This window comes from Mycobacterium sp. NGS56, from assembly GCF_059812425.1.
In genome coordinates, this window is record NZ_JCALCQ010000002.1 from 23,150 (window position 1) to 36,892 (window position 13,743).

Annotated in this window: 12 protein-coding genes; 9 read left to right on the plus strand and 3 right to left on the minus strand. The window is 69.1% G+C overall.

What is annotated here, in order from left to right; translation table 11 throughout:
• Positions 1 to 816 carry a purine-nucleoside phosphorylase gene (locus AC5Y4F_RS07365; RefSeq protein ID WP_067938408.1) on the minus strand — a complete coding sequence of 272 codons (816 nt, stop codon included), beginning with the start codon at positions 814 to 816 and terminating at the stop codon, positions 1 to 3.
• Between the two features lie 293 nt (positions 817 to 1,109).
• Here AC5Y4F_RS07365 and AC5Y4F_RS07370 point away from each other — a divergent pair, with 293 nt between their 5' ends.
• The 3 genes from AC5Y4F_RS07370 to AC5Y4F_RS07380 are packed head-to-tail and all read left to right on the plus strand — an operon-like array spanning position 1,110 to position 4,137.
• Positions 1,110 to 1,724 (plus strand): cutinase family protein, encoded by a 615-nt coding sequence (locus AC5Y4F_RS07370; RefSeq protein WP_499996374.1) that lies wholly within the window; start codon positions 1,110 to 1,112, stop codon positions 1,722 to 1,724.
• 47 nt (positions 1,725 to 1,771) lie between these two features.
• Complete coding sequence (locus AC5Y4F_RS07375; RefSeq protein ID WP_499995847.1) at positions 1,772 to 2,962, plus strand: M20 family metallopeptidase; 1,191 nt, start codon at positions 1,772 to 1,774, stop codon at positions 2,960 to 2,962.
• Positions 2,959 to 4,137 (plus strand): M20 family metallopeptidase, encoded by a 1,179-nt coding sequence (locus tag AC5Y4F_RS07380; protein ID WP_499995849.1) that lies wholly within the window; start codon positions 2,959 to 2,961, stop codon positions 4,135 to 4,137. Before AC5Y4F_RS07375 ends, AC5Y4F_RS07380 begins: the two co-directional genes overlap by 4 nt.
• Here the strand turns inward: AC5Y4F_RS07380 and AC5Y4F_RS07385 are convergent.
• Together AC5Y4F_RS07385 and AC5Y4F_RS07390 are read right to left on the minus strand one after the other, a co-directional pair.
• A complete protein-coding gene (locus AC5Y4F_RS07385) occupies positions 4,134 to 4,952 on the minus strand; it encodes an alpha/beta hydrolase (RefSeq protein ID WP_067938436.1) in 819 nt (272 codons plus the stop codon). The two genes, AC5Y4F_RS07380 and AC5Y4F_RS07385, sit on opposite strands and share 4 nt — an antisense overlap.
• A gap of 103 nt (positions 4,953 to 5,055) precedes the next feature.
• Positions 5,056 to 5,535 carry a gamma-glutamylcyclotransferase family protein gene (locus AC5Y4F_RS07390; RefSeq protein ID WP_067938401.1) on the minus strand — a complete coding sequence of 160 codons (480 nt, stop codon included), beginning with the start codon at positions 5,533 to 5,535 and terminating at the stop codon, positions 5,056 to 5,058.
• Positions 5,536 to 5,610: 75 nt separating this feature from the next.
• On the opposite strand from AC5Y4F_RS07390, the gene AC5Y4F_RS07395 reads away from it, so the two are divergent.
• The 6 genes from AC5Y4F_RS07395 to AC5Y4F_RS07420 all read left to right on the plus strand — a co-directional run bounded on the left by AC5Y4F_RS07395 (position 5,611) and on the right by AC5Y4F_RS07420 (position 13,602).
• Positions 5,611 to 7,041 carry an NAD(P)H-quinone dehydrogenase gene (locus AC5Y4F_RS07395; protein WP_499995850.1) on the plus strand — a complete coding sequence of 477 codons (1,431 nt, stop codon included), beginning with the start codon at positions 5,611 to 5,613 and terminating at the stop codon, positions 7,039 to 7,041.
• Between the two features lie 127 nt (positions 7,042 to 7,168).
• A complete protein-coding gene (locus tag AC5Y4F_RS07400; protein ID WP_067938397.1) occupies positions 7,169 to 8,923 on the plus strand; it encodes a glycerol-3-phosphate dehydrogenase/oxidase in 1,755 nt (584 codons plus the stop codon).
• Between the two features lie 13 nt (positions 8,924 to 8,936).
• Positions 8,937 to 9,803, plus strand: coding sequence for a pseudouridine synthase (locus tag AC5Y4F_RS07405; protein ID WP_499995852.1), 867 nt, complete (start codon positions 8,937 to 8,939; stop codon positions 9,801 to 9,803).
• 50 nt (positions 9,804 to 9,853) lie between these two features.
• Entirely contained in the window at positions 9,854 to 11,404 is a 1,551-nt protein-coding gene (locus AC5Y4F_RS07410) for an HNH endonuclease signature motif containing protein (RefSeq protein ID WP_499995853.1), read from the plus strand.
• Between the two features lie 36 nt (positions 11,405 to 11,440).
• Entirely contained in the window at positions 11,441 to 12,247 is an 807-nt protein-coding gene (locus AC5Y4F_RS07415; protein ID WP_067938390.1) for an MBL fold metallo-hydrolase, read from the plus strand.
• Between the two features lie 209 nt (positions 12,248 to 12,456).
• The gene (locus AC5Y4F_RS07420; RefSeq protein WP_499995855.1) at positions 12,457 to 13,602 is read left to right on the plus strand and encodes a PPE family protein; all 1,146 of its coding nucleotides are present in this window, start codon (positions 12,457 to 12,459) and stop codon (positions 13,600 to 13,602) included.
• Positions 13,603 to 13,743: the final 141 nt, after the last annotated feature.

Below are 13,743 nucleotides of genomic sequence, written 5' to 3' on the forward strand. Positions count from 1 at the left end.
CTAGAACCGGGGGAGCTGGGAAAGGATCGAGGCCAGCAGTGCCCCCATTCGGGTTGCCGCCGCGGCGCCGGCGGCCAGCACGTCGGTGTGGCTCAGTGGTTCGCCGCCGATCCCGGCCGCCAGGTTGGTCACCAGCGACACCCCAAGCACCTCGGCGCCGGCCGCACGGGCCGCGATGGTCTCGTGCACCGTCGACATGCCGACCAGGTCGGCGCCCAGCGTGCGCAGCATCCGGATCTCTGCGGGCGTTTCGTAGTGCGGGCCGGGCAGCCCGGCGTAGACACCCTCGGTCAGCGTGGGGTCGGCCTGGCGGGCGAGTTCGCGCAGCCGCGGCGAGTAGGCGTCGGTGAGGTCCACGAATTGCGGGCCGACCAGCGGCGAACGGGCGGTCAGGTTCAGATGGTCGCTGATCAGCACGGGTTCGCCGACGGCCATGTCCGCGCGCAGACCGCCCGCCGCATTGGTGAGCACCACGGCGCGCACGCCGGCCGCGCAGGCCGCCCGTACCGAGTGCACGACGTGACACAGGTCGTGGCCCTCGTAGGCGTGGACGCGACCGACCAGCACGAGCACCCGGTGTGCACCGATGTGCATCGACAACAGCTCGCCGGTGTGCCCGACCGCGGTGGGCGGGGCGAAGCCCGGCAGCTCGGCCTGTGCCAGCACGGCGTTCGGCGTGCCGAGCGCGGTGACCGCCGGCCGCCAGCCCGATCCAAGCACGATGGCGACGTCGTGGTCGGCGACACCGGTGCGTTCGGTGATGACCTCAGCCGCCCGGCGAGCGAGGTCGCCTGGGTCCGACGGGGTTTCGGTCACAGTGGGGGAGCCTAGCCCCGCGACGGCGAGCGCCGATAGCGGCGCGAGTGAGGAGTGGGGCCATCGAGGCTAGCCCCGCGACGGCGAGCGCCGATAGCGGCGCGAGTGGCCAGTGGGGCCATCGAGGCTAGCCCCGCGACGGCGAGCGCCGATAGCGGCGCGAGTGGCCAGTGGGGCCATCGAACCAACCTGGCCGCGCGACGGTGTCGCCGCTGTATGTCAGGATCTGCCGTATGAATCTTCGTAGGTGGCCGGTGGTTGGCCCGGCCATGGGGGTAGCCGTCGGTGTTGTGCTGTCGGTGGTTTCGATCACCTTCGGCGCGGCGCCGTCGGCCAAGGCGGACTGTCCAGACGTGCAACTCATCTTCGCCCGCGGTACCGCCGAGCCGCCCGGGTTGGGGCTCGTGGGCGACGCCTTGTTCGGTGCGCTGCAGCCCGCGCTGCGGTCGCGCAATGTCGACTCCTACGCGGTGAACTATCCGGCTAGCTATAACTTCTTGACCACCGCCGACGGTGCGAACGACGCGCGCGATCACATCGCGCAGATGGTCGACCAGTGCCCGTCCACGCGGCTGGTGCTGGGAGGCTTCTCGCAGGGCGCCGCCGCGGTCTCGATGCTCGCAGGCGTGCCGCCGCTCGGAGCGCGCATCGGCAACTTCGGTTCGGCTCCCGCGCTGGATCCCGGTCTGGCCAACAAGATCGCGGCGGTAGCGGTGTTCGGCAACCCCGGCAACCGCTTCAACACGCCACTTTCGACGACGGGTGCCTTCGCCGGCCGCGCCATCGACTTGTGCAGCGAAGGTGATCCCGTCTGTGTCGTCGGCGGCCGCGACCGGGACGCGCACCACGACTACTCAGTGCCGCCCTACCCCGGCCAGGCGGCGGGATTCCTCGCCGGGTTGGTGTAGCCCCGACGGGGTTGGGCCCGCAAACCATACTGCGACATACTGCGAGAGTGCCCGTAACCCCGTCAGACAGCGTCGAAGATGTCGTGCGGCGGCGTGGTGCCGACCTTGTCGAGTTGTCCCATGACATCCATGCCGAGCCCGAGCTGGCCTTCGACGAGCATCGCAGCTGCGCCAAGGCGCAGACGCTGGTCGCCGAGCGTGGCTTCGAGATCACCGCGGGCGCCGGCGGGCTGGACACCGCCTTTCGCGCGGACTTCGGCAGCGGGCCACTGACCATCGGGATCTGCGCCGAATACGACGCGTTGCCTGAGATCGGTCACGCCTGCGGCCACAACATCATCGCGGCGTCGGCGGTGGGCACCGCCCTGGCCTTAGCCGAGGTGGCCGACGACTTGGGCCTGCGGGTGTCGCTGCTGGGGACGCCGGCCGAGGAGGCCGGCGGCGGCAAGGTGTTACTGCTGAAGGCCGGGGTGTTCGACGACATCGCCGCGGCGGTCATGCTCCACCCCGGCCCGGTCGACATCGCCGGGGCCCGCTCGCTGGCCCTGTCCGAGGCAACCGTGAAGTACCGCGGCAAGGAATCCCACGCGGCCGTCGCGCCGCACCTAGGTGTCAACGCGGTCGACGCCGTGACGGTCGCGCAGGTGGCGATCGGGCTGCTGCGCCAGCAACTGGCGCCCGGGCAGCTGGTGCACGGGATAGTCACCAACGGCGGACAGGCGGTCAACGTCATCCCTGGGCACGCGGCGTTGCAGTACGCGATGCGAGCGGTCGAATCGGATTCGCTGCGGGAGCTGGAGGGAAGGATCTACGCCTGCTTCGGCGCCGGGGCGCTGGCCACCGGCTGCGAATACGAGATCGACATTCCCGCACCCCCTTATGACGAACTGCAGCCCGACCAATGGCTGGCCGACACCTTCCGTGGCGAGATGTGCCGGCTCGGCCGCGAGCCGGTGGCCCGCGAGTATGAGGGGACGCTTCCCATGGGCAGCACCGACATGGGCAACGTCACGCACGTGCTGCCGGGGATCCACCCGGTTGTCGGGGTCGACGCCGGCGGCGCCATGGTGCACCAGCGCGCCTTCGCCGACGCCGCCGCGGGCCCCAGCGCCGATCGCGCGGTCGTCGAGGGCGCGATCATGCTGGCGCGTACGGTGGTTCAGCTGGCCCAGACGCCCGCCCAGCGTGACCGGGTGATGGATGCGCAGGAGCGCAGGCGCAGCGAGGGGCAATCATGAGCCTGGTCGACGCCACCGGTTACTGGCTGGCCGCCCATCAGCAGGACCTGGTCGAATGGCGCCGCCACATTCACCGCTACCCCGAGTTGGGCCGCCAGGAGTACGCCACGACCCAGTTCGTCGGCGAGCGGCTGGCCGAGGCCGGGCTCAACCCGAAGGTGCTGCCGGGCGGAACCGGACTCGTCTGCGACATCGGGCCCCAGCACGCGCCCAGGATCGCGTTGCGCGCCGACATGGATGCCCTGCCGATGGCCGAGCTCACCGACATTCCGTACGCATCGACCATGCCGGGCGTGGCGCATGCCTGCGGCCATGACGCGCACACCGCGATCCTGCTGGGCACCGCCCTGGTGCTGGCGTCGGTGCCCGAGCTGCCGGTCGGGGTGCGACTGATCTTCCAGGCCGCCGAGGAGCTGATGCCCGGCGGGGCGATCGACGCGATCGCGGCGGGCGCCATAACCGGGGTGTCGCGGATCTTCGCGCTGCACTGCGACCCCCGGCTGGAGGTCGGCAAAATCGCGGTCCGGCACGGCCCCATCACCTCGGCGGCCGACCAGATAGAGATCGCGTTGTATTCACCGGGCGGGCACACGTCGCGCCCGCATCTGACTGCCGACCTGGTGTACGGGCTTGGCACGCTGATCACCGGCCTACCCGGGGTGTTGTCGCGACGCATCGACCCGCGCAACGGCACCGTGCTGGTCTGGGGCGCGGTCAACGCCGGCGTCGCCGCAAACGCCATCCCGCAGACTGGCGCGCTGGCGGGCACCGTGCGCACCGCCAGCCGGCAGACCTGGGTAGGCATGGAGGAGATCATCCGCGAAACGGTGTCCGATCTGCTGGCGCCGCTGGCCATCGAGCACACACTGCAATACCGGCGCGGCGTACCACCGGTGGTCAACGAGGACGTCTCGACGCGCATCCTCACCCACGCGATCGAACAGATCGGCCCCGATGCGCTTGCCGACACCCGTCAGTCCGGTGGCGGGGAGGACTTCTCCTGGTATCTGGAGGAGGTTCCCGGCGCGATGGCCCGCTTGGGCGTGTGGCCGGGAGTAGGACCTCAGCTGGACCTGCACCAGCCGACGTTCAATCTCGACGAGCGGGCCCTGCCGATCGGCGTCCGCGTGATGACGAACATCGTCGAGCAGTCGGCTGCGTTCGAGCGGTCCTAGGCGCCGGTGGCGCGGACGACGTGTTCGGCGATATGGGCGTAGGTGTGCCGCGTGACGTCGCCGGCCTCGCTCATGATGTTGTAGCCGTGGTCGACGCCGGCCACCTCGTGGTACTCCGCTAACGCCGCGACGGCCTCGAGTTTGCCTGCGTATCTTCGGGCTTCGTCACGCAGCCGATCGTGCTCGGCCGTGACGATCAGCGCGGGCGCGATGCCGGCGATGTTGTCGGCGTTGTCGCCCCAGGCGGGCGAGGCCAGGCGGTCGCGCCGCTGGGCCCGCTTGGGGATGTAGGCGGTGTCGAAGACCTCGCTCATCCACGGCTTCATGATTGCCCGGCGGCCGAGCGTGGATGGCTTGTCGCGGCTGGGCGTGACCAGGTCCAGCGGCGCGTAGTGCAACACCTGCAGCGCGATGTCGGGGCCACCGTCGTCCAGCGCGAGCCGTGCCGCCGCGGCGGACAGGTTGCCGCCCGCGCTTTGGCCTCCGACGCACAGCCGCGTGCCGTCCCAGTCGCGGTCGGAGCCGGCCGCCCAGCACACGACGTCATAGATCTGATGCACCGCGGTGGGAAAGCGATGCCGCGGCGCCAGGACATAGTCGGGGTTGATCACCAGCACGCCCGCGTGGGCGGCCAGGTACCGGCACCACGGATCGTCCTGCTCGCGGTGTCCGATTATGAAGCCGCCGCCGTGCACGTTGACGTAGACGGCGGGGTTCGTCGTCGCCGGCGGGTGATAGACGGTTGCGGATACCGGGCCGTGGCGGGTTTCGATGGCGATCTCGCTGGTTCGGCCCGCAATCTCCGGGAATCGCACGGCGGCCTTGGGGGTGGGGTTGACCACGGCGGCGAAGGCGCGCGCGAGGGCGTCGGCCACCAGCGGTACGGACAGAACTGACAGCCGATTTTCCTTCCCGGGATCAGGCGCTGGTGCCCGGGCCGATGTTGCGGGCCGGGCGGGTCCGCAGACCATGCACGTATTCGCTTGGCGCCCCGGCGATTTCGGCGGCGTCGGCCATCACACCCAAGTACCGGGCCGACGGCATTCCGCCCTCCCAGGCGTCCAACACATACAACCACGCCAGGACCGGGTCGGTGTCGGTGTCCGACGCGATGCGCTCCACGCGGCACCGGATCTTCTTGTGGACGCCGAACTCGGAGCCCTCCCAGCGGTCCAGGTTCTTCTCGTCCGCCGGCGTCATGTCGTAGAGGACGACGAACACCTTCGAGTCCGGGTCCTCGACGACGGTGGCCAGGGCGCCCTCCCAGCCGATGTCCTCGCCGCCGAAGGTCAATCGCCATCCGTGCAGCCAGCCGGTTCCGGCCATCGGCGAATGTGGCGCGCGTTTCTGCATCTGCTCGGGATCCATGTTCGACCCGTAAGCGGCGTAGAGCGGCACGGGGAAAGCTTAGACGTCCGCTGCTGGCCGGTCTTCCCTGAGCATTCGCAGCGGCCCTTCGTTAGGTTGGGGGCTGTGGTGACCCGCATCGTGATCCTCGGTGGAGGCCCGGCCGGTTACGAAGCCGCGCTGGTGGCCGCGACCTCGCATCCCGATACGACCCGCGTCACGGTGATCGACTCCGAGGGCATCGGCGGGGCGGCCGTCCTGGATGACTGCGTGCCGTCCAAGACGTTCATCGCCTCGACCTGGCTTCGCACCGAATTGCGCCGCGCGCCCCGGCTCGGGTTCGACATCGACATCGACGATGCCAAGATCTCGCTGCCGCAGATCCATGCCCGGGTCAGACGTCTGGCCACCGAGCAGTCCGCCGACATCACCGACCAGCTGCTCGGCATGGGCGTGCACGTGGTGGCCGGCCGCGGCGAGTTGATCGATCCCACGCCCGGGCTGGCCTGTCACCGCGTGAAAGCGACACATCCCGATCCGGGACCCGACGGCCAATGCACCAGCGAGTACGAGGCCGACGTCGTGCTGATCGCCACGGGTGCCAGCCCGCGGGTGTTGCCGTCGGCGCCCCCGGACGGCGAGCGGATCCTGACCTGGCGCCAGCTGTACAACCTGGAATCGCTGCCCGAGCACCTCATCGTGGTCGGATCCGGGGTCACCGGCGCCGAATTCGTGCACGCCTACACCGAATTGGGCGTCCCGGTGACCGTGGTGGCCAGCCGGGACCGGGTGCTGCCCTACGAGGACGCCGACGCCGCCCTGGTCCTGGAGGAAGCGTTCTCCGAGCGCGGCGTCCAGCTGGTCAAGAATGCCCGCGCGCAATCGGTCACCCGTACGGGGGACGGAGTGCTGGTCACCTTGGCCGACGGGCGCACGGTCGAGGGCAGCCACGCCCTGATGACCATCGGGTCGGTGCCCAACACCGACGGCCTGGGGCTGGATCGGGTCGGCATTGAGCTGGGCCGCGGCGGCTACCTGAACGTCGACCGGGTGTCGCGGACCTCGGTGGCCGGCATCTACGCCGCCGGTGACTGCACCGGGCTCCTGCCGCTGGCCTCGGTCGCGGCCATGCAGGGCCGGATCGCGATGTATCACGCGCTGGGCGAGGGCGTCAGCCCGATCCGGCTGCGCACCGTGGCGGCGACGGTGTTCACCAGGCCCGAGATCGCCGCCGTCGGGGTCCCGCAGACGATGATCGACGACGGTTCGGTGCCGGCCCGCACGGTCATGCTGCCGCTGCGGACCAACGCGCGGGCCAAGATGTCGGGGCTGCGCCAGGGCTTCGTGAAGCTGTTCTGCCGCCAGGCCACCGGCGTGGTGATCGGCGGCGTGGTGGTGGCCCCCATCGCCTCCGAGCTGATCCTGCCGATCGCCGTCGCCGTGACGAACCGGATCACCGTCAATGAGCTGGCACAGACGCTGGCCGTTTACCCGTCGTTGTCCGGCTCGATCACCGAGGCCGCGCGGCGGCTGATGGCGCACGACGATCTGGACTAATGGCGATCGGACCGGTGGTGATCGACGGCCCGGCGCCGACCCGCGTGCCAGCGCCGGAACCGTTAGCCTTGGTGCAGCACGCCTACTGACGAGTAACCGAGGAGTTTCCCCGTGAGGAGTCCTGGTCGTGACTGAATCCGTGCACGCACCCAACCAGCGCAGCTCACCTGTTTCCGTGCTGGGGCCCCGGCAGCGCGAGGCAGCCTGGGAACGGTTGGGCACCGAGCAGTTCGACGTGGTGGTGATCGGCGGTGGCGTGGTGGGTTCGGGCTGCGCGCTGGACGCCGCGACCCGCGGCCTCAAAGTGGCGCTCGTGGAAGCGCGTGACTTCGCCTCGGGCACCTCGAGCCGCTCGTCGAAGATGTTCCATGGTGGCCTGCGCTATCTCGAACAGCTCGAGTTCGGGTTGGTGCGTGAGGCGCTCTACGAACGTGAGCTGTCGCTGACCAAGCTGGCGCCGCATCTGGTCAAGCCGATGCCGTTTTTGTTCCCGTTGACTAATCGCGTGTGGGAACGTCCGTACATCGCCGCCGGCATTTTTCTGTACGACCGGCTGGGTGGCGCGAAATCCGTTCCGGCGCAAAAGCATTTGACGCGTGCGGGCGCGTTGCGGCTGAGCCCCGGCCTCAAGCGAAGCTCGCTGATCGGCGGAATCCGTTACTACGACACGGTTGTCGATGACGCCCGGCACACCATGACCGTCGCGCGCACCGCCGCGCACTACGGCGTGGTGGTCCGCACCTCCACCCAGGTGGTCGCCCTGCTGCGCGAAGGTGATCGGGTGACCGGTGTACGGGTTCGCGACTCCGAGGACGGCGCCATCACCGAGGTCCGCGGCCACGTGGTGGTCAACGCGACCGGGGTGTGGACCGACGAGATCCAGGCACTGTCCAAGCAGCGCGGGCGTTTTCAGGTCCGGGCGTCCAAGGGTGTGCACGTGGTGGTGCCCCGCGACCGCATCGTCAGTGACGTCGCGATCATCCTGCGCACCGAGAAATCGGTGATGTTCGTCATCCCGTGGGGCAGCCACTGGATCATCGGAACCACCGACACCGAGTGGAACCTCGACCTGGCCCACCCCGCGGCCACCAAGGCCGACATCGACTACATCTTGCAAACCGTCAACACCGTGCTGGCCATCCCGTTGACGCATGCCGACATCGACGGTGTGTACGCGGGGCTGCGGCCGCTGCTGGCCGGGGAGAGCGAGGAGACCTCCAAGCTGTCGCGGGAGCACGCCGTGGCGGTGCCCGCACCGGGCCTGGTGGCCATCGCCGGCGGCAAGTACACCACTTATCGGGTGATGGCCGCCGATGCGATCGATGCTGCTGCCCAATTCATTCCGGCTCGGGTCGCGCCGTCGATCACCGAGAAGGTCAGCCTGCTAGGTGCCGACGGCTACTTCGCGCTGATCAACCAGGCCGAACACGTCGCCCAGCTGCAGGGCCTGCATCCCTACCGGGTGCGTCATCTGCTGGACCGATATGGCTCGCTGATCGGTGATGTGCTGGCGCTGGCGGCGCAAAGCCCCGATCTGCTCGAACCGATCAAGGAGGCGCCGGGCTATTTGCGGGTGGAGGCGATGTATGCCGTAACCGCCGAGGGCGCTTTGCATTTGGAGGACATCCTGGCCCGCCGGATGCGGGTCTCCATCGAATACCCGCACCGTGGCGTCGACTGCGCGCGCGAGGTCGCCGACGTCGTGGCGCCGGTGCTGGGCTGGTCGGCGGAGGAGATCGGGCGTGAGGTCGCGAATTACACCGCTCGGGTGGAGGCCGAGATCCTGTCCCAGGCCCAGCCGGATGACGTGTCCGCCGACGAGTTGCGGGCAAGCGCGCCAGAGGCGCGCGCCGAGATCCTCGAGCCGGTCCCACTTAGTTGAGCAGGCCCTGACAATGGCCGCAACGCCGGCGCCACTGCCCGCGCGGGACGGACTCGGTCCGGCGCGGGTGCGGCTGCGGGGTGGTCCGGTGCTGGCCGAGCTCACCGCCCGGTTCGGCCCGCGGGCACGCGCCAAGGTGCTGGCCGCAGAGGTCGTCGGCGCTGACGGCGCGGTAATCGACAGCACCACAGTGCTTCCCGCCGGCGCGAGTGTCTACCTGTACCGCGAGCTGCCGGACGAGGTGCCCGTCCCGTTCGACATCGCGGTGCTGCACCGCGACGCCGACATCGTGGTCGTCGACAAGCCGCACTTTTTGGCCACCATGCCACGCGGGCGCCACGTCGCGCAGACCGCGCTGGTGCGGTTGCGACGGGAACTGGAGTTGCCCGATCTGAGCCCCGCGCACCGGCTGGACCGCCTCACCGCCGGGGTGTTGCTGTTCACCGCGAGGCGCGAGGTGCGCGGCGCCTACCAGACGCTGTTCTCCCGCGGAGTGGTCGGCAAGACATACCTGGCCCGGGCCGCCGTCGACCCGAAGCTGGAGTTTCCTCGTGTGGTGAAGAGCCGAATCATCAAGCGCCGCAGCCACTTACAGGCTGTGTGCGAACCCGGCGCGCCCAACGCCGAGACCCACGTGGAGCTGGTGTCACCGGGCGGCCTGTACCGGCTCACTCCCCGCACCGGACGCACCCATCAACTGCGCCTGCACATGGCCTCGCTGGGGATTCCTATCGAGGGTGATCCGTTGTATCCCGAGATCATCGACGTCGCGGCCGACGACTTCAGCACGCCGCTGCGGCTATTGGCGCAGCGCATCGAGTTCACCGATCCACTCACCGGCGCGCGGCGTACGTTCGTCAGCCGCAGAGTTGAGCCGTAGGTCTACCGCGGCGTCATAGGTTGTCAGTGGCTCATGGCATAATCGAACGTATGTTCGAGAACTCGGGTTATCAGTCGCCGCCGGAGGTGATCGCCCGGTTTGACGAGCTCTTCGAGCGGCACTATCCGTCGCGAACGCGGGCGGCGGCGGAACTGTTGGGACGGATCGGCGCGTCCTCGCGCGCGGAGAACCGGGCGGCGGCCGCCCAACTCGCGGCCATCGGTGAGTTGTTCGGGTATCGGCTGTCGCGATGCTCGGAAACCGAAAGCTGGGCCGTCGACACCGAGGCGGCGGTCAGTGCGGAGGTCGCCGCCGAGCTGCGGATCAGTCAGGGCCTCGGGGCCAGCAAGGTGCGCTACGCCCGCGCCATGCGTGAGCGGCTGCCGCGCGTTGGGGAGGTGTTCAAGGCCGGCGATATCGACTTTCGGATGTTCGCCACCGTGGTGTACCGCACCGACCTGATCACCGACCCGCAGGTGCTGGCGGTCGTGGATGCCCGGCTTGCGGCCAATGTGGCGCGCTGGCCGTCGATGACTTCCGGACGGCTGACCGCCCAGGTGGACAAGGTCGTCGCGCGGGCCGACGCGGATGCGGTGCGGCGCCGTCGGGAGCGCGTAGTGCAGCGGGAGATCTGGATCGGCGACGGGGGGGACGGCATGTCGCATATCCAAGGCAGTCTGCTCGCCCCCGATGCGCATCTGCTGGACCGGCGCCTGGACGCGTTGGCGGCTACGGTGTGCGAACACGATCCGCGCACCCGTGAGCAGCGCCGCGCCGATGCGTTGGGAGCGCTGGCGGGCGGGGCGGACCGGTTGGGATGCCGCTGCGGACGTCGCGACTGCACGGCCGGTCAACGGCCCGCGGGACCGGTGGTGATCCACGTGGTCGCCGAGCGCGGCAGTCTGGACGGCACCGGCTCGGCGCCGGGCTACGAGCTGGGCGCCGAAGGCTTGATCGCGCCGGAATTGATCGCCGAGCTGGCCGCGTCGGCCACGCTCGCGCCGCTGACTCACCCAGGTGATGCGGCACCGGAGCCGGGTTATGCGCCCTCGAAGGCGCTGGCTGATTTCGTGCGCTGCCGCGACTTGACGTGCCGCTGGCCCGGCTGCGACCAGCCCGCCGTCAATTGCGACGTGGACCATACGATTCCCTACGCGGACGGCGGGCGCACGCACGCGTCGAACCTCAAATGTTATTGCCGCACACATCATTTGGTGAAAACCTTCTGGGGTTGGCAGGAAACGCAGCTGCCCGACGGGACGCTGATCCTGACCTCACCGGCCGGGCGCATGTATGTCACCACGCCGGGCAGCGCACTGCTATTTCCGAGTTTGTGTCAGGGCGTGGGCGCTATCGCGGCCGCCGAGTCCGACGTGGCGCCCGATTACTGCGGCGACCGCACGGCGATGATGCCGACCCGGCGCCGCACGCGCGCCCAGGACCGCGCCGGGCGCATCGCCTCCGAACGCCGGCACAACCGCGACGCCCGCATGGGCCGACGGGCGCAAAGCGTGTCCACGGCCTCGGGCTCGAGCAGCAGTTCCGCTAGAAGCGTCAGCGGCCCCGCCCCGCCCGACGCCGACGATCCGCCGCCCTTCTAGCGGTATGGACGCCACGGGACCGGGTAGCCCGCGGCTATGGACATCACGGTCACGTTCGTCGGCAACGCCACCACGCTCATTTCCGCGGGCGGGTTGACGCTGTTGACCGACCCCAACTTCTTGCACCGGGGGCAACGCGCCTACCTAGGCCATGGGCTGGTATCCAAACGGCTCAAGGAGCCGGCGTTGCAGCTCAGCGAACTGCCGCCGGTCGACGCGATCGTGCTGTCACACATGCACGGCGATCACTGGGACAGGGTGGCGCAGAAGGGCCTCGATCACGAACTGCCCGTCGTCACTACCCCCCACGCCGCCAAGCGACTGCACAAGCGTGGCTTCGCGCAGGCGCGTGGCCTGACCACCTGGCAGCAGCACACGATCACCAAGGGCGGCACCACGCTCACCCTGACATCGTTGCCGGGGCGGCACGCGCCCGGGTGGAGTCAGCGGCTGCTCCCGCCGGTGATGGGCACCATGCTGGACGTCGCCGCCGACGATGGCTCGTCCCGGCGCCGGCTCTACATTTCCGGCGACACCCTCTTGATCGAGGAGCTCAAGGAGATTCCCGCGCGGTTCGACCCGATCGACGCGGGCATGCTGCACCTCGGTGGCACCCGACTGCCGGCCGGCGGGCGGCTTCCGTTCGGACTGACCGTGACTATGGACGGCCGTCAGGGCGCCGAACTCGTCGCGATGCTGGCCCTGCCGAAGGTCATCCCGGTTCACTTCGACGACTATGCGGCCTTCGCTTCGCCGCTGGCCGAATTCACCCGGGAAATGCAGCGCCGCGGCCTCGGGGACCGGATCATCACGCTGGACCGCGGCTCCTCGGTGACCGTTTGACTGACGGCCGCTGTGGCATAGTCCCGGTGGCCAGCGAATGTCAAATCGCTCTCAACTTTAGGTATAGGGTGTCCTGGACACATGGCAGTCGAAACTGGGAGGTCCCGGCTGCAGTGAACAGGCTTCGACGTGCAGAGTTTCAAGGTTCTTCGCGGCCTGGTTAACGCAAATTTGCTGAGGCGTTCTCAGCGTGGGCATTGTGAGACGTGATGGATCTTTTTGCACCCCCCGAGGTCACCTCGACGCTCATCCACACCGGACCGGGAGCGGGTTCGCTGATCGAGGCCGCCGGCGCCTGGCAGCGCCTGGCCGTCGAACTGGAGAATTCGGTCTCCACCTATGCCTCGACGTTGTCGTCGCTGATCGATTCCTGGGACGGGCCGTCGGCCATGGCGATGCTGCAGTCCGTCCAGCCCTACCTGCTATGGCTGCGCGAGACCGCCCAGCAATCCGCGCAGATGGCCACCTCGGCCGAGGCCGCCGCTACGGCTTTCACCGCCGTCCGGTCCACAGTGGTTCATCCCTCGGTGGTCACCGCCAACAGGACGCGGCTCGCGCAGCTGCTGGCCACCAATCGATTCGGCACCAACACCGCGGCCATCGCTGAGACCGAGAACGAATACCAGACCATGTGGGCCAACAACTCGGCGGCAATGGGCCGATATCAGGCGTCGTCGTCGCAGGCGACCACGCAGTTGTCGAATTTCAATTCGCCGCTATCGGCCACCGATCCGGGCGGGACGGCCAGACAAGAGCTAGCCGTCAACCAGGCCCAGGCTCTCGGCGCCGGCAACGCGGGGAACGCACTGGCTTCGAACCTCTCGGGCGCCGGCCTCTTCGGCAGCGACGGTGACCCCAACAGCGGGTGGTTCGGCTATTTCAGCACCTGGGGCAACCAGTTCATCTCCTCCGGCTTTCCCATCAACATGCTGAGCTACCTGGCGCAGAACTCGTCGGCCAGCGCGCTGCAGAGCGTCGGCGGCGACATCGGCAGTGGCCTGTCAGAGGGGCTCGGAGCGGCCACGGCGAGCCTGTCCAACGCGGTCAAAGGTATCGGCGCGGGCATGGCGCCGTCGGGGGCGATGGGCGTCGGGGTGTCGCTTGGCAAGCTGACCGCGCCTCCCGCCGTGGTGGGCCTGCTACCCGGCACGCAGACCGGGGTGCAGCTCGCGTCCGCCGCCTCGCCACTTCCGGCGGCGGAGTCTGGATTGCCGATAATGCCGATGATGGTGCCGCCGACGACAGCTTCGGCGGGCACCGGCTGGCGCAAGCGTAAACAGCAGAAGTACGAAGACGTCGCCGTCGGCCGGGAGGTCACGGGCAACGTGATGCCCCGAAACCCATCGGCGGGATGAGACGATGGCGCCCCACGACGGCGGATGCCGAATTCCGCCACCGTGCAGGTCAACGTCGACCAGCAGCAGGACACCGCGATGTCCCGGCCTCATTCACTCGCGTAGCGCCGGACGGGCCGACGCCGAGCGTTGGCCCAACCG

Bases quoted from the DNA above. Each gene is read 5' to 3' on its own strand.
- AC5Y4F_RS07380 (WP_499995849.1), top strand. From the start codon at position 2,959: ATGAGCCTGGTCGACGCCACCGGTTACTGGCTGGCCGCCCATCAGCAG.
- AC5Y4F_RS07405 (WP_499995852.1), top strand. From the start codon at position 8,937: ATGGCCGCAACGCCGGCGCCACTGCCCGCGCGGGACGGACTCGGTCCG.
- AC5Y4F_RS07410 (WP_499995853.1), top strand. From the start codon at position 9,854: ATGTTCGAGAACTCGGGTTATCAGTCGCCGCCGGAGGTGATCGCCCGG.
- AC5Y4F_RS07415 (WP_067938390.1), top strand. From the start codon at position 11,441: ATGGACATCACGGTCACGTTCGTCGGCAACGCCACCACGCTCATTTCC.
- AC5Y4F_RS07420 (WP_499995855.1), top strand. From the start codon at position 12,457: ATGGATCTTTTTGCACCCCCCGAGGTCACCTCGACGCTCATCCACACC.